General features: G+C 57.9%; 10 protein-coding genes. 9 read left to right on the forward strand and 1 reads right to left on the reverse strand.

Annotated features, from left to right (window positions below; all coding sequences use genetic code 11):
- The first annotated feature begins 723 nt into the window (after positions 1–723).
- From AC3Y2E_RS20475 to AC3Y2E_RS20495, 5 genes are all read left to right on the forward strand, one after another.
- Positions 724–2,034 (forward strand): ABC transporter substrate-binding protein, encoded by a 1,311-nt coding sequence (locus AC3Y2E_RS20475; protein ID WP_379213604.1) that lies wholly within the window; start codon positions 724–726, stop codon positions 2,032–2,034.
- 73 nt (positions 2,035–2,107) lie between these two features.
- Positions 2,108–3,103, forward strand: a complete 996-nt coding sequence (locus AC3Y2E_RS20480; RefSeq protein WP_379213606.1) for a hydroxyacid dehydrogenase — start codon at positions 2,108–2,110, stop codon at positions 3,101–3,103.
- A gap of 254 nt (positions 3,104–3,357) precedes the next feature.
- A complete protein-coding gene (locus AC3Y2E_RS20485; protein WP_379213608.1) occupies positions 3,358–6,147 on the forward strand; it encodes an FIMAH domain-containing protein in 2,790 nt (929 codons plus the stop codon).
- Positions 6,148–6,205: 58 nt separating this feature from the next.
- Positions 6,206–10,924, forward strand: a complete 4,719-nt coding sequence (locus AC3Y2E_RS20490; RefSeq protein ID WP_379213610.1) for a hypothetical protein — start codon at positions 6,206–6,208, stop codon at positions 10,922–10,924.
- Between the two features lie 203 nt (positions 10,925–11,127).
- Entirely contained in the window at positions 11,128–12,570 is a 1,443-nt protein-coding gene (locus AC3Y2E_RS20495; RefSeq protein ID WP_379213612.1) for an extracellular solute-binding protein, read from the forward strand.
- Between the two features lie 307 nt (positions 12,571–12,877).
- Here AC3Y2E_RS20495 and AC3Y2E_RS20500 read toward each other — a convergent pair whose 3' ends face one another.
- Entirely contained in the window at positions 12,878–13,225 is a 348-nt protein-coding gene (locus tag AC3Y2E_RS20500) for a hypothetical protein (RefSeq protein WP_379213615.1), read from the reverse strand.
- A gap of 499 nt (positions 13,226–13,724) precedes the next feature.
- Between AC3Y2E_RS20500 and AC3Y2E_RS20505 the strand changes: the two genes are divergently transcribed.
- The 4 genes from AC3Y2E_RS20505 to AC3Y2E_RS20520 are packed head-to-tail and all read left to right on the forward strand — an operon-like array spanning position 13,725 to position 17,224.
- Positions 13,725–14,687, forward strand: coding sequence for a metal ABC transporter solute-binding protein, Zn/Mn family (locus tag AC3Y2E_RS20505; RefSeq protein ID WP_379213694.1), 963 nt, complete (start codon positions 13,725–13,727; stop codon positions 14,685–14,687).
- Between the two features lies 1 nt (position 14,688).
- Entirely contained in the window at positions 14,689–15,426 is a 738-nt protein-coding gene (locus AC3Y2E_RS20510; protein ID WP_332073317.1) for a metal ABC transporter ATP-binding protein, read from the forward strand.
- Complete coding sequence (locus AC3Y2E_RS20515; RefSeq protein ID WP_190927524.1) at positions 15,423–16,346, forward strand: metal ABC transporter permease; 924 nt, start codon at positions 15,423–15,425, stop codon at positions 16,344–16,346. The genes AC3Y2E_RS20510 and AC3Y2E_RS20515 overlap by 4 nt, the downstream gene beginning before the upstream one ends.
- On the forward strand, positions 16,343–17,224 hold the full coding sequence (locus AC3Y2E_RS20520) for a metal ABC transporter permease (RefSeq protein ID WP_379213618.1): 882 nt from the start codon (positions 16,343–16,345) through the stop codon (positions 17,222–17,224). The genes AC3Y2E_RS20515 and AC3Y2E_RS20520 overlap by 4 nt, the downstream gene beginning before the upstream one ends.
- The last annotated feature ends 56 nt before the right edge of the window (positions 17,225–17,280 follow it).

A 17,280-nucleotide genomic window follows, 5' to 3' on the forward strand; every position in this document is an offset into this window, starting at 1 on the left:
AACCCAAAGCCTAAACCCAAAGCCTAAACCCAAAGCCTAAACCCAAAGCCTAAACCCAAAGCCTAAACCCAAAGCCTAAACCCAAAGCCTAAACCCAAAGCCTAAACCCAAAGCCTAAACCCAAAGCCTAAACCCAAAGCCCAAAGCCCAAAGCCCAAAGCCTAAACCCAAAGCCTAAGCCTAAATCCAAAGCCTAAACCCAAAGCGTAAACTCAGAACATAAACCCAAAACGTAAACCCAAAATGCAAATCCAAAACGTAAATCCAAAGCATAAACCAACATAATTCCAATACGCACCTAGTAAATCCGTGCCTAAAAAATGCCTGCCAATTCTTACATAGATCACATCGTACTGGTTCCTTTTAAACAAACAAAAGAAAACCACAATTATAGACCGGACATTTTTGAAGAAGGTCGGAAACTTGCAGATAAACCAAAACAAACCCTTATTTTATAAGGGTTTGTTTGCAACCCATTCCAAACCAATGTCTTTATATAAGGCTATAAGTAAGGAACCAGTTGACAATAAATAAAGCGCTTTCTAAAATAAACGTTAGAAACATTGGAACTAGAAAGACACCACAACCCGATTCAATACACGATGACCGGCGGGACTACAGAACGATAAGGGGGATGTTTGTCCGTAAGGGGTCGAAGCGAAAGAAACTGTTTTCGCCGTATTGAGACACAACAAACAAGATGTTTAGGGGAGGGTGGTTGCTATGGTTAAAAAGAAGGGGTATATCGCTATAGCTGCTCTGATGTCCGTTCTGGTGTCCGCCTGTGGAGCTCAGGGTACGAAGGAAGGAGGCGATCCGGCACCGGCGGCGCCGAAGCCGAAGGAACCGTATACGTTGAAAATATGGGGCGGCGGCGTGTCGGCGGCGGAATTCAACGAGCGGTTCAAGGCGATGTTCGCTCAGAAGTTCCCGCACATTACGGTCGAGTATATCGTCAACGGGAAAGGAACAACGATGCCGGAGCTGGTGGCGGCGGGGGACATCCCGGATATTATCCGGTTCGACGTGCCCAGTATCCGCACGAGTTACCTCGATCTCGGGATCGGCTACGACTTGTCCGAGCTGATCAAGACGAACAAGTACGATACGCAGCGATTCGTAAAAGTATTTATGGACGAAGTGATCGACGCCGGACGTTCGGAAGCGGTGTACGGGCTGCCGATGCCGCCTTATTTCCCGCAGGTGCTGTATTACAACAAAGATTTGTTCGATAAATTCGGCGTCGCTTATCCGAAGGACGGCATGACCTGGGATGAGATCTATGACATCGCCAAGAAGATGACGCGTGTGGACGGAGGCGTGGAGTACCGGGGCTTCAGCTCCAATCCGGTCAATACGCTGCGCGACAATCCGTTCTCGCTGCCGATTCTCGATCCGACACGGGATCAGCTCGCCGACCCGGAGAAGTGGAAGCTGCTGTTCACAAATCTGAAGCGGTTTTATGAAATTCCGAACAACAAGATCGAGGCGACGAATACGAATGAAAATGCCGCCTTCTCCAAAGGAAAAGTCGCACTCATGCCGAATCAACACAGTGTCTACTTGACGATCCCCGAGTCGGTGAACTGGGACATGGTGACGTACCCGATCATGGAAGGAGCGCCGAAGCTGGCGCCGCAGCGGGGACCGGCCTATCTGGGTCTCTCCAAGACGAGCAAGCATAAGGAAGAAGCGTTCGAGGTGATTATGGCGATGCTCTCGGACGAGATTCAGCTGGCCGATTCCAAGCGGGGCATCACGACTACGCTGAACAGCAAGGAGATCGAAGGTGCGCTCGGCACCGGACATCCGGTATACAGCAAGAAAAACATGAAGGCCGTTAACCATTACCCGCCGACACCTTATACGCAGAAGCGTAAGGCTGATCTGCTGGACGTTCCCGGCGCGACGCAGCAAAACCTCGTCGGCACGACATTCATCGAGGTCGCTCAAGGCAAGGTCGACCTGAACACGGCGATCCGCCAGCTCGAAGAGAAGCTGAAGGCGGAGCTCGACAAGCAGAAGAACAAATAAAGGAACGAACGGGCATAAGCTTAGTGGACCGGGTACGCCGGACACAACTTACAGGGATGGAGATGGAGAGAAGATGGGAGTTCGAATAGCCGTACTGGCAGAACCTCGAATACAGCAACGGATTTTTGGCGAGAAACACTGGGAGCAGCTGAACGCGCTCGGGGAGGTCGCCCGGATCGAGCAGGAAGGGCCGATGCAGCCGGATGCCATGAAGGCGGTTATCGAAGGAGCCGACATCGCGATTACCTCGTGGGGGTGCCCTGCGCTGACTGGAGACATTTTGGAAAGGGCCCCGGGATTAAAAGGAGTGCTCCACGCCGCAGGTACGGTGAAAGGGATCGTTACCCCGGAAGTTTGGCGGCGGGGCATCCGGGTGTCGAGCGCCAACGGGCCGCTTGGCATGGGCGTAGCCGAGACGGCGCTTGGCTTCACGATCGCTTCGCTCAAGCATATGTGGTGGCTGTCGCAGTCGACCCGCCAAGGCGGCTGGGGCTCGGGCAGAGATAAAGTGCGCGAGCTGTACCAGGTGACGATCGGCGTCATCGGCGGCGGCAAAGCGGGCGGCCACTATATCCGTCTGCTGCGCAATTTCGACGTCCATATCATGATCTACGATCCGGTGATGACGGCCGAGCAAGCGGCGGCTATGGGAGCGCAGAAGGCGGAGCTGGAAGTCGTGCTGGCCGCAAGCGACATCGTCTCCATTCACGCCCCGTCCCTTCCGGCGACGTATAAGATGATCAACCGCGAGCGGCTGGCCGTCATGAAGGACGACGCGATCCTGATCAATACGGCCCGGGGCTCCATCGTGGACGAGGAAGCGCTGGTCGAGGAGCTCCGCAAGGGGCGGCTGTTCGCCTGCCTCGACGTCACCGACCCGGAGCCGCCTGCACCGGATCATCCGCTGCGGAGCTTGCCGAATTGCATCTTGACGCCGCATATTGCGGGAGCGGTTAATAACGGGGTGAAGCGGGTCGGCCAATTTGCGATCAACGAATTGAAGCGGCTGCTGGCCGGCACGCCGCTCGAAGGCGAGGTCCGCGAAGAGCAGATGAGCACGCTGGCGTAACAGAAGAGGGAGACCGCCGTCTACCGCAGGGGAAAGCGGCGGCCTTTTATTAACGGAAAGGGGTGATGCCCGTTACCAACAAGTTTGTCTGAGGTGCCGTCCAGTCCTGAACGAAAAGGATGACGCGTGAGGCTTTTCGACCAACGGGGCTGACGGGTGCCGGCTAAGCTTGTCCGCATGTGAAAGCTGCCAACACCATGACGACATCGACGAATCGCATCCCGGAACTTAATCAGGAAAGTGGGGATTCGCTTATGTACGTTCGAAACGGGGCTAAAAACGGCCTCATCTGCTGTCTGGCCATGCTGCTGTGCCTCATCTCGGTTATGGTGCCGGGCAAGGCCGGCCTGGCCAGCTCTCCGGCGATAGCGATTGTGAACGCGGGGTTCGAGCAGCAGGCTCCCGGAGGCGTGATTCCGGGCTGGAGGCAAACGTACGGCAACGGCGTGGCTGCGGCTACGTATGGGATTACGAGTACGTCCAAGTATAGCGGGAGCTTCAGTCTTCATCTGGATGACTTGTCTCCTACGGCGGCGCTTGGGGTGGAGAGCGACAAGTTCGCGATCGTCCCGGGGACCGCTTATTCGGCGTCGGCTATGTTTCAGGTGGAGCGCGGGGCGCTGTCCATCTATTTGCAGTTTTTTAATGAAGCCGGGACCCGGGTGGCGAACACTTCGGCCGGTGTAGATTTGGCGGACGGGGAATGGGTGAAAGGCGGCGTGTCCGGCATTGCTCCGGCGGATGCGGTGACGGCTTCGGTGCTGCTGTATTCTTCGACGACAGGACAGGGGGCGGGTCATATCGACGACGTGAAGGTCGAGGTCAATCCGATCGGTACGTTCGAGCTGTTGGGACAGCCGATTATGAATTTCATTAATCAGGACGCCGCGATCGGACGGGAGCAGGGCAAGGATGTCGCGTATACGGTGGTGAAGGGCGCCAATGACAGCACGGTATTTGCCGTAGTCGACCTGCTCACTGCCGATGTGATCAAAACGATCCCGATGCCCGGCGTCACCGGAGCGTGGGGCGTCAAGGCGGCAAGCGACGGTAAAATCTATGCGGGCACTCATTATGACGGCCATCTGTATCAATACACCCCGGGCAGCGACAGTATCGTCGATCTGGGACGGCTGGGCGCGGAGACGCACATCTGGGCGCTGGTGGCCGGGGCGAACGGTAAAATCTATGCCGGCACGTATCCGAATGCCCACGTGTTCGAGTACGACCCGGCGACGAATCAGGTAAGCGATCTCGGCCGGGTACATCCGACGGAGAAATACGTCCGCTCCATCGCTTACGACGGCGACCGCAACGTCGTGTATGCAGGCGTCGGAGGGGTGACGGCGGGGATCGTCAAGATCGATCTGGCCACCGGGACTCACGAAGAAATTTTGCAGACCCTCCTTCCCGCCGCTTACACAAACTACGATTTTGCTTCCAATATGGGTTATGCGCTCGGCAAGCTGTTCGTCAGGCTGAACAAGCCGGATCACCTGCTGATCGTGGATGTCGCCACGGAGACGGTAGAATATTACGACCCGAACGGTCTCGGCATGGGATCGAGGACGCTGGCGGTTATGCCGGGCGACGATCAGAATATTTATTTCGGTGGCTACGTATTGCGCTCGTATAACGTGGTGACCAAAACGTTTGCTGTAGAGTTTGCGGACCCGAACGCGAGAGCGTTCAACTTCTTCGACGGCAAATTTCTGCAGCTGAACGATCCGCAGCGGCCGGGGTATACGTTTGTCGGTTTTAGCGAGAAAGGCCAGATCTTTTTCAACAACAAGCAAACCGGCAATCTGTCTACTCTACAAGTCGACAATTACGGCTCCCCGATTCTGATTCAAAGTTTGCATACCGGCTATGACGGCAATATATACATCGGCGGTTACTTGGGGGCTACCGGCTTTACATCCTATCGTCCGGCGGACGGCACGTTCACGGACGTGCAGCAGTTCGGCCAGGTCGAATCGGTGGCGAGCGTCAACAACAAGCTGTATATCGGCACGTACGGGAATGCGAGGGTGCACGAATATGATCCGACCGCACCGTGGACGTCCACGAATCCGCGAAGGGTAGCCGAGCTGGTCAGCCACGGCCAGGACCGTCCGTTCGCGATGGTCGGCGTCGACTCGCTCTCCAAGCTGTATGTCGGCTCCGTTCCCGATTACGGTTCGCTGAGCGGGGCGCTGACGGTTTATGACGTGCCGACCCGGCAAGTGCAGGTGCACAAGGATATCGTGCACGACCAGGGGGTCGTTTCCTTGGCGCACAAAGACGGCCTCATCTACGGCGGAACGACGATTTACGGCGGTCTTGGCACGAGTGGGCCGTCGGAGACGGAAGGCAAGCTGTTCGTATTCGATACGGCGACGAACAGCAAAGTATTCGAGATCGTGCCGGTCCCCGGCCGTAAAGTCGTGAGCGGCTTGCTGGACGGCCCGGACGGCCTGATCTGGGGCGTGGCGGAGGATACGATCTTCAAGTTCGATCCGGACACGCGGCAAATCGTCTACAAAGCGGCGAGACTCGGACGGTACGGCACCGGCACGGTATGGGTCGACGCATTCCTGGAGGTCGGCAAGGACGGCAATGTGTACGGGACGAACCGGCAAAAGACGCTGTTTATGATCAAGCCGGACACGATGGAGTTTTTCCGGATCAAAACCGGCGCGGGCAATTATTTGACGCAGGACCATCTGGGCAATTTGTATATGGCGAACGATGCGAATCTGTGGAAGTATACGCTGCCGCAGGAAGAGGAGGAAGTAAGCCTGGACTCGATGCAGGCGGCAGTCGAATCCCATCAGGCTGCGGGCGGCATTAACGGCACGTTCGCCGCCGAGCTCAAGTACCGGCTGACTATCATCGGCATCTTGTCCGGTCAGGGAGCGGCAGGCCAGGCGGCTGCCTACATGCAGGACTTCGTCAGCCATATTCAGGACCCGGCTGTTTTGCAGCAGGGGCTCATATCGGCGGCGGCATCGGAACGTTTAAGCGCGGATGCGGCCGTGCTGATCCAGGCGTGGACCGCTTAAGAGGCTTCGCTCCCGCGAAGGGGAGAAGCGGCTTTCCAAGTGATCGGAGGGGAAAAGGATGGGAAGCACAGGACAGCGCGGCGTACGTTTGCGGACGGCAAAGGCGGCACTAAGCATTCTGCTTGCGGTCGCCGTCGTATTCGGCGGCTTCGGCGCCGGGATCGGACTCGGTCCGGCGGAGGTCCGGGGAGAAGCGGCAGGCGAACGGTTTTACGATTTTGAGAATTTCGCAGTAGGCCCCTTGAACGGACAGCACGGCTGGACGAATGCCGGGCCGGAGGTGACGGTGACCGATCAGGTGTATGCGGTCAGCGGCGCCAAGGCGATGAAGATCGCCGATAACGACAAGACGAAGGCGATGGGAGCGCGGGTGTCGTTCGATCCGATCGAACGCGGCAGCGTCGAGTGGTGGGTGAAGGCGGACACCGCCGACCGGCTGGTCATGCTGCTGGAAAGCACGGGCCCGCAAGGGACGAAGCCGGTCGAGTGGATCGGGCTGCTGGCGAACCGGACGATCGAATATTATGACGGGGCTGTCCGGACGAATTCGAGCGAAACGTACGAACCGGGGAAATGGTACCGGTTCCGGGTCGACTTTGACGCTGCGGCAGGCAAGAAGACGATCACGGTATTAAGCGAAGACGGCTTGCTGATGTTCCGTCAGGATACCGGCTTTCGGGATACTTCGGCATCGATGGTGAATGTGTTCCGGTTTGCGACGATCTCGACCGGTCTCGGCACGTTTTATGTGGATAACGTCCGGATTCGCGATGCCGCGCTTGCCGATCCCGGCAGCCTGAGCGGTCTCCGCGCCGATCCGGAGTCCGTGCAGGTGGTGGCGGGGCAGACGAAGAAGGTGCATATGCTGGGCAGTTATACGAATGGAGATGTACGCGTAATGGATGGTGGGACTGTGAACTATACGTCTGCAAATCCCGGAATTGCGACGGCAAGCGGCGGTATCGTGACCGGCGTATCGCCGGGGGCGACCGTGATAGCCGCTGTATACGGAGGTGCGCAGGCGATGCTGGACGTGAACGTGCTCGATCCGAACGATGTGCCGCCGTACAAAGATTTGCCGCTGCGCCCTCTGCAGCGGACGACGGACCTGAACGGGCTGAAGATCGTCGTGCCGGCCGGTCAGGAGTGGCAGGCGCTTGGTGAGCGGATTGCCACGGCGCTCCAGACGAGATGGGGCATTCAAGCCGTTATGGCGGCGCCGGACCGCGACCGGTTCCGCGACGGCTGGTCCGGCAATACGCTGCTGCTCGGCTCGCTCGGCAATAACGACCTGCTTGCCCGGCTGTACGGGATGCGCGCGTCGTATGCCGACGCCGTTTATCCCGGGGACGACGGATATCAGCTGCTGACGGCGATCGACCCGTTCGGTCTCGGCGGCAATACGATTATCGTCGGAGCGGGAGATACGGCGGGAGCGGCGCTTGGCGTCGACCGGCTGCTGGAGATTATCGGTCAGCAGACGACCGCGGAGCTCCCTTGGCTGGTGGAAGCGAAGCTGTCCGATCAGGCGGCTTCCTATCTGCAATATGACGGCGACCCAAGCCCCGCCGATATTCAGTCGGCGCTGGCCGCTGCGGGGACGCGCCTGTCGAAGCTGAAGCCGACGGCGAATAACGAGACGGATGCCAAAGCATTGCATTCCGTGCTGTCGGCGATCAAAATCTACGGCGAAAACTACCAATTGACCGGCAATCCGGGCTTCGGCGAAGTGTACCGCAAGCTGCTCAAAGGGTATGCGTCTTTCCTGAACCGGCATCCGGCGGAGGCGAAGGCGCAACTGAACGAAAGATCGAACATGTGGACGGACGGCGATACGTTCATTCAGAACTGGACCGTCATGGAGGCATCGCCGCTGTTCACGCCGCTTGAGCGCAAGCAGATCGTCTCCGCCCTGTACTTGACGTTCGAGGCCAATGCGAGAGACGGCTACTTGACGGGGGCCGCAGCCAGCGGACCGCGCTGGAACCATCAGATTTTCCCGGCCTTGTCGCTGATCGCGGGAAGCGATTATTTCCTCCGTTATTACAGCTTGGCCGAAGCTTCGGGATGGAGGCAGCTGGGTGAACGTATTTTTACGGGAAATACGTCGTACATCAGCCTGGACGAAGGTTCGGATTACCTGATGCACGTGCCGATGACGAATATCGATTACGCGATGGCGACGGGCAATCTGGATTTCATGCAGCGGAGCCTGCGTCCGAGCGCCGATCTGAACGCGCTGATGATCGATAATTTGGGCGTGATGGCCGGCGGCGGGGACACGTATCCGTTCGGCTACAGCAGCAGCGGGTTCTCGTGGGGGCACTCTCAAGTGATGAACGCCGCCACGTGGCTGTACGGCGATCCGCTTTACCGGTTCCTGCTGGAGCGGGCGAGAAGCGGACCGTTCCCGGATCAGCGGATGGGTGATCTGGATTATCCGATCCACCGGTATATGGCGGTGAAGCCGGATGAGTCGGCCGGTCCGCCGGAAGGAACATACCCGAGGGTGCAGGCATCCTCCATCGAGCCGGGCATCTATGACGACTTGAGGGAGAAGGAGCAGGCGCCGCTTGACGTGGCGCTGGAGGATACGTTCCATAAGCTGACGTTCCGCGAAGGGTTCGGGCTGGATGACAGCTATCTGATTCTGGACGGCTTCTCGGCCGGAGCGCACGGCCATCAGGACGGCAACGCGATTCTCAATTATACGGCGAACGGCAGGCTGTTCCTGACCGACCGGGATTATATCGAGAATACGCCGGAGCATCATACCGGGCTTGTCATCACGAAGGACGGGGAGCAGCGGAAGAAGCCGCCGCTTGCCGAGCTGCAGTGGTCGGCGGACATTGACGGCATCGGACTTAGCCGCAGCGTCGTGCCGAATTACAACGGAACGGACTGGCAGCGCTCGGTTGTAAGTCCGAACGGCAGCTTTTACGTGATCTACGACGATGTCACGGTGAACGAAGCCGGCGACTATGTTCTGAAAAATCTGTGGCAGACGCTGGGGACGCCGAATATTCGTGGCGGCGACCGCTTCGAAGCGGAGCAGCAGGGCGTGACGATGTCGATCCACAGTCTGGACGCCTCGGATCTGCGCACGCAGGACCGGTACGGCCACTTCCGCAAATATTGGAAGTCCGATTACCCGTATCCGTATGCCGATCAGGAAACGGTGCTCAGCGAAGTGTTCGAGGAGCGCGGTTATGAGGCGGGTGAGAAGACCGGCTTTATCAATGTACTGTCCAGCCGTAAAAGCGGTCCCGCGCTTCAGACGCGGCGGCTGAACGAAACGACGCTGGAAATCCGTCAGCAGGGCGAGCAATGGCTGGCCGTCCAGTCGGCGCTGACGAGCAGCGATTTCGCTTCGGACGGGAAGTTCCATCTGATCGGCGAAGGAAAGCTGCTGGCGGCCGAGGCGACCCAGATCCGGATCGGCTCGCAGACGCTGGCGTTCGCACAGCCCGTTATGTTCTCGATGGATACCGCCAGCGGAGAGTGGACGACGCATTCGCTGCGCAAAGACCGGGTCGTCTATGATGCCCAGGGCGAACCGGTCCGGGAGGAAGCGCTTGATTCCGGTACGGCGGTCTGGTCGAGGCAGATGCTGCAGCAGCTGGAGCGGACGGTGAAGGACCGGGAACATCCGTGCGAGTGGAAGAAGCCGCGGCCGGATCATCCGGAAGGGCTGGCCGACTGGCAGCGGGTACACCGGTTCCCCGAGCAAGTGACGGACAGCGCATGGGGCGAACTGAACGGAGACGGCAAGGAGGAGCTGGTGCTTGGAGGCATTCAAGGCGCGGTGCAGGCGATCAACGATGCCGGCCAGGTGATGTGGAGCTTCGCGGCCGCCGGGCGCGTCAATGAAGTGACGATCCAGCAGTTGAACGGGCAGCCGGTCGTATTCGTCGCTACGGAGAACTGGCACGTGCATGCGCTTAATGCGCAGGGCCAGGAGCTGTGGAGTTACGTATTCCCGAGCGGAGCCGCACAGCGCGAGCGCAAGGGGAATCTGCTCGGCGTCACGAACGTCCGGGTCGCGCATGTGAACGGAGCCGATCAACCGCCTTGGGTGATGGTCGGCACGCAGTACCGGTACATTTACGGGCTGGATTCGAACGGAACGCTTCAATACGAAGAGTTGTTGTATTATTACGGAATCGAAGATATGGCGTTTGCCGACTTTGACGGCGACGGCAAGGAGGAGGGCGTCTACGCGCTGGAATATGCGTATTACGCTTACTGGAACGAACGCGTCGTTACCCGCGGCGGCAGCGGCGGCGGTCCGGGCTGGAAGGTGGCGGACGTGCTGGAGCAGGGCGGCAGCGGAGGGTTGCCCGCTTTCTTGATGGGGACGAAACAGAACGAGGTGCGCCTGGCCGGGTATAACGGGAAGCTGCAGGAGCTGTGGCAGCGGAACGTCGGCGGGGAAGTGAACGCGATCCGGCATGGCGATTTCAACGGGGACGGAGTGCCCGAGATTTTGGCCGGCTCGGACGGCTTCCAGTTGTATGCGCTGAATCCCGACGGCACGGTCCGGTTCCGCAAGGCGCTGGAAGACCGGGTGCGGCATGTGGACGGCTGGAGCCGCGGCGGCGTAACCGAGTATTGGGCGGCTGTGGACCGCGGTTTGTTGGTTCAGTTGTCCGATCAGGGCGAGATCGCCAAGAAGACCCGGTTCCAGCATCCCGTCGCGGCCATTCGGGCGGGAGAGGCGCAGCCGAAACCATGGGTCGTTCTGGAGAACGGAGACGTGTACCGTTACCGGCGCTGACCGGATTCTTTTCCGGATTCTTTTCCGGATTCTTTTTTAGATTGCCGCTTGATTCGTCCGTTTATGCGCGCCTGCACCTGTGTGCCGGCGCGGGAACGGGCGGTCAAGCGTTTTTCATTCCCATTTCTTCGTTAACGGCCGGCGTATCCTTATGTTATATTGAAGAGATAAGAAAACTAACGAACAGTGATGGCGGGATTAACATGAACGAGAAACCGAGCCGTAAAACGTTTCACGCCCGACTGGAAAAACTGGTCGACGAGATTCGCAGCGATATTGTACAAGGAGTATTGCGGGAAGGAGATTTCCTTCCATCGGAAAAAGCGTATGCCAAGCAGCACCGGCTCAGCAACAAGTCGGTGCGTCAAGGGCTGGAAGTGCTGGTCGCCGAACGGCTGATCGAGAAAATACCGCGGGTGGGCAACAAGGTGGCGCGGTACGCCCGGAGCGAGACGGTGGTGCTGAAGTTTGCCTGCCACACTTCGCTGCCTAAGGAAGCCGCAATGAAGACGCTGGTTGCCGAATTCCACAAGCGTCATCCCGGCATTCGCGTAGAATTCGTCACCTATAGCGGGGCGATCAATACGTTCCGTACGGTCAAGCAGCTGATCGAAGAAGAAGCGGTCGACGTGTTCACGATGAACTACAACGGGTATGACGACTTCAAGCGCAACGGCGGTCTTGACTATTTGGAGACGCTGGAGCCGAATCCGAATATTTATCCGTTTCTGACCGACGTCATGACGACGAACGACGGGCAGCTCAAGGGGCAGCCGTTTCTGTTTACGCCGCTCATCCTGTGCTACAACAAGGATCATTTCCGCGAGAAAGGCGTGCTGGAGCCGGACAGCGGCTGGCGCTGGGACGTGTTGTTCGAGCAGGCGTCGAAGCTGGCGGTGGAGAACGAGAGACTGGGCTTTTATTTTCACTTCCCGTCGAGCAACCGGTGGCCGGTATTTCTGCTGCAGAGCGGCATTCGCTTCGACCGCGACGAGCGGAACCGGTTCTCCATCGGCGGCACGCAGCTGCTCGACAGCTTGAGGGCTTGCCGCAAGCTGATTCACATGCAGAAGGGGTTTCCGTTGTTTCTGTCGGAGAGGGATGCCGATGCGGAGGATTTGTTTTTCCGGGGCAAAGTATCGATGATTATGACGACTTATCTAAGCTTGAATCATCACGAGCGGCCGGAAGGGCTGGAGTACGACGTGGCGCCGCTGCCGTATCTGAACGACCCGAAGACGCTGCTGATGACGATCGGGCTGGCGGTGAACGCCTCCTCCAAAGTGAAGGACAGCGCCAAGCTGTTCGTCGATTTCCTGGTCTCGTACGAAGCGCAGCTGATGATCCGGCAGAAAACGTTAAGCATCCCGAGTCTCAAGCCGGCGGCGGAATGGACGGGCAAGGAGTCGATGTACCGGCCGTCGCGCTTCCATATGTATCGCGATATTATTCCGGCGTTCCGGACGTTCGGCGCCTTGAATATGTCGATCAAGGAGCTGGATGCGGTGTATGCGGAAGCGAAGCTGTACTGGTCGGGGCTGGAGACCGAGGAAGGGGTGGCTGCGCGGCTGGAGCAGCTGCTGGACCGGTTGGGCGGCAGCGGGGGCGGTCACGGAGCGGCCGGAGTGGCGAATCTCCCGGTTTGAAAGCCGGAAAGTATGAGGGCGTCCTGCTGCAAGAGCCCCCGCAAGAGCATATCGATTAGAAACGAACGCGTTAGGGCGGCTGCGTGTTTTGCGGGCGGCTGGCGGTTCGGCTGTTATTCACAAAAGTCCAAGCACCGGAAGGGGGCTTGGGCTTTTTGCCGTTTAGGAAACTGTACATCCGCAGTCGGAGCCGCAGTTGCCGCAAGCAACCGTGGCCCTTGCCTTGTATGCTGAAATTCCGTGCACGCGGCGGTCAGTCTTCATTCCCCAGTCTTCAATCCTCAATCCTCCCGACCCGGCCCCACATCTACTTCTGCTTGACCAGAACGACGCCCGCCGCGATCAGACCAAGACCGGCCCATGTTTTCCAACTGGTCGTCTCCTTGAAGAACCAATACCCCATCAGCAAGGAAATCAGAATCTCGATACACTTTGCCGCCACAAGCACATAACCGAGCTGGTGAGTCGCTTTGTACCCGAACCGGACCCCGTACCCGATGCACAGGTTGGCGAGTAGAAACAAGGGGAGCATCAGCGTCTGGAACTTGAACGTACTCCAGAAGTGAGGATCGATCTGTTTGCTCTGATAAGAGAAGATCGCGTTAATGACGGTTAATCCGGTGAATAAGAGCCCGGCGCTGTACAAGTATATCATCCGATCCTCCGCAGCAGCATATGATGGCCTTAGTGTTTCCCTGTGCCAACTTTTTTAACCGTGCGCAGAAAATCGGTCGTCGTCGTCACCGTCACCGTGAAGCGGCATATGGGGCGTCCGGGTCGCAGTCTTGCCCGATCGGAATAACGGGCGCGTGAGCCGCCGCCGGGTTGCATTTCCCCGATTCACACCTTCTGGTGCCTCAACCGTGTCTCGTCCCTCCGGCAGCGGAACCGCTGTGCGATAAAGCGCGGAAAAATAATTTTTGGGAGGGTAAACTATGTTTCCCTTAGGCAAATGCGGAAGTTCCCGTCGTTCCAAGCAATTTTCACTTTTTGGCTTATCGGAATGTTCGCAAAAAGTATTGACAAATTGCTCGTGGACAATTAATTTGTATATAACAATAAATTTTGCCCTAGGGAAAAATATTTGTCGGGGTACAAGTTACATATTCATGCCTGACGGCAAATAAAGGAGGAACAAGAAAGTGGTGAGAACTATGCTGAAGACATCGAAATTATGGGGGATCGGATTGCTGGTGGCTTTATCTGTGGTCGTAACGGCGTGCGCATCCGATTCGAAAAATACGGCAGGCCAGCCGGGCGGATCAACCGCCGGAGGCAAACTTAACGTCATTACGACGATCGCCCAGATCGCCGAGCCGATCTCCGTTATCGGTGGCGACAAGGTCAACGTCCAGAGCTTGATGGGTCCCGGAGTCGACCCGCATCTGTACACAGCCACGCAAGGAGATATCAAGAAGCTGGAGAGCGGCGACATCATTTTCTACAGCGGTTTGCATCTGGAAGCGAATATGGTGAAAGTGTTCGCCGAGATCGGCAAGAAAAAGCCGGTGCTCGCGATCGGCGAGACGCTCCCGAAGGAGAAGCTGCTGAAGGACGAGGCAGGCGCAACCGACCCGCACATCTGGTTCGACATCGATCTGTGGAAGCAGGCGCTCGGAGCCGCGACCGAAGAGCTGAAGAAGGCATCGAAGGAAAACGCCGATTATTTCGAAGCGAACAAAACGAAGTATTTCCAGCAGCTGGACGATCTGAAGAAGGAAGCCAAGGAGAAACTGACGCAAATCCCGAAAGAAAAACGGGTGCTCGTAACGGCGCATGACGCGTTCGGCTACTTCGGCCGCATGCAGGACATCCAGGTCGTCGGCCTGCAAGGCTTGAGCACGGAAGCGGAAATCGGCCTGACCGACATCGAGGATACGATCAAAATTTTGGTCAAGCACAAAGTTCCTGCCGTATTCGTGGAAAGCAGCATCAACCCTGCATCCATTAAGGCTGTAATCGAAGGCGCCAAGAAGCAAGGGCTTGACGTGAAGCTGGGTGGAGAGCTGTTCTCCGACGCCATGGGCGATGCGGGGACGAAGGAAGGCACGTATATCGGCATGTACCGTCACAATGTCGATACGATCTATAAAGCGTTAAGCGGAAAGGGTGAGTGAAATGACTCCGGTACTGAACGTAAACGGCTTGTCTGCCTCGTATCGCAAAAATCAGGTGCTCGACCAGGTGCGGTTTCAAGTGCTGCCGGGGACGATGACCAGTATCGTAGGCCCTAACGGAGCGGGGAAGTCGACGCTGCTCAAGGTGATGCTGGAGCTGCACCCCAGACTTTCCGGATCGGTCTCCTTTTTCGGAACGACCTATAACAAAGCGAAGTCCCGGATCGGCTACGTTCCGCAGCGCGGTTCGGTGGACTGGGATTTCCCGACCAATGCGCTGGATGTCGTCATGATGGGACTGTACGGGCAGATCGGCTGGCTGAAATGGCCGAGACGCACGCACAGGGAGCTGGCGATGAATGCGCTGGCCGAGATGGGGATGGAAGCTTATGCCGGACGGCAGATCAGCCAGTTGTCCGGCGGGCAACAGCAGCGGGTGTTTCTCGCCCGCGCGCTCGTGCAGGACGCGGAGCTGTACTTCCTCGACGAGCCGCTGGCCGGCGTCGACGCGGCGACGGAACGCGCCATCATGGATACGCTGAAGAGGCTGAAGAGCAAGGGAAGAACCGTTATGGTCGTCCATCACGACCTGCAGACGGTGGAAGACTACTTCGATCACGTGCTGCTGCTGAACCGGACCGTCGTCGCCCACGGCGCGACGCAGGATACCTTTACCAAAGAAAACATTTACCGCACCTACGGCGGCACGCTTCGATGGATGGGGGAGAAGTTCGGATGATCACGATGTTGTCGCACAATGCGCAGTGGGTGTTATTAAGTACATTAATATTGGGCACGGCAGCCGGGATCATCGGCTGCTTCTCCTATTGGAAGCGGCAAAGCCTGATGAGCGATGCGCTGTCACACGCGGCGCTGCCCGGAGTGATTGTCGGCTTCGCCATTATGGGCTCCAAAAATTTGTCGGTCATGATCGCCGGAGCCGCGGTCAGCGCCTTGCTCGGCGCCCTATTGATTCATTGGATACGCTCATCCTCGCGCGTGAAGGAGGATGCGGCGATGGGCATTATCTTATCCGTGTTTTTCGGACTCGGCATTATGCTGCTGACGTTCGTCAACCGGACGGCGGGGGGCAGCCAGAGCGGACTGGACAGCTTTATTTTCGGCCAGGCGGCATCGATGGTCAGCAAGGACGTAGTGACGATGTCGGTGCTGGCGCTGCTCGTTATGCTCGTCGCCGTGATCGGCTACAAGGAGTGGAAGCTATTTCTGTTCGATGCCGCCTTTGCCAAAGGGCTCGGCTTGTCCAGCCGCTTGATGAACAGCATCTATATGGCGGTACTGGTGCTGGTCATTGTCATCGGCATTCAGGCGGTAGGCGTCATCCTCATGGCGGCGCTGCTCATTATACCGGCCGTTAGCGCCAGGTATTGGACGAATTCCTTTAAATGGATGGTGGTCCTCTCCGGTCTGTTCGGCGGAGGAGCCGGGATGACGGGCACGCTGATCAGCGCGGCAGGCAAGGGCTGGCCGACAGGTCCGTTCATCGTCATAGCCGCTTCGACCCTGTTCGTCTTTTCGTTGGCGTTCGGACTGCGCAAGGGACTGATCGTGACGTACTTGCAGCAGCGCGCGCAGAAGAAACGTTTGCTGCAACCGATGGCGGGTCAGACAGTATTGGACGGGGGGGTGACCAAATGAGCTACGCAGGCTGGATTCTATTAACCGCATCGCTGGTCGGACTGTCCTGCGGATTTATCGGCGTCCTGCTCATCCTGCGCCGGATGGCGATGATGGCGGATGCGATCAGCCATACGGTCTTGCTTGGCATCGTTACGGCTTTCCTGGTCACCCGGGAACTGAGCGGCATCCATATGCTGATCGGGGCGATTGCGGCCGGACTGCTGACTTCCGTGCTCGTGCAATGGTTCCATGCGCGCGGCGTCCAGCAGGAGGCTTCGATCGGCGTCGTATTCACGACCTTGTTCGCGATCGGCGTCGTCTTGATCGCCACGAAGGTCGGGAACGCGCATCTTGACGTCAAGCATACGTTGATGGGCGAGATTACGTTTATTCCGTGGGAGAAGATCGAGCTGCCGCTGATTGGGGAAATTCCGGAAGCGGTGTTCATCTTATCGCTTGTATTGATTGTCGTGCTGGTGGCGATACTTGCGTTTTATAAAGAGTGGAAAATTACGTCCTTCGATCCCGCGCTCGCCGCAAGTCTGGGAATACCGGCCGTGCTGATGCACTACGTGTTCATGTCGCTCGTCTCGGTGACGACCGTTGCCGCATTCGATGCGGTAGGCGCGATCATGGTGGTCGCCATGCTGATTACGCCTGCGGCGGCGGCGTACCTGTGGACCGACCGGTTGTCGGTTATGCTGATTCTCAGCGGGTTGTTCGGCGTCATCTCGGCCATAACTGGCTATTATATCGCGACTTGGCTGGATACGTCGATCTCCGGATCGATGGCGTTCTCGACGGGCCTTCTGTTTGCCTTCAGCTTCCTCTGTTCGCCCAAGCACGGCGTAATCGCCAAATTCATTCGTCCGGCGGAGACGAAGCTTTCCGCTTGATGGGCGATAGACGAACGCGGAGCTGTGAATCGATACGTGCAACGGTTACCAATAAA

The sequence above is a fragment of the Paenibacillus sp. MAH-35 genome, assembly GCF_058135425.1.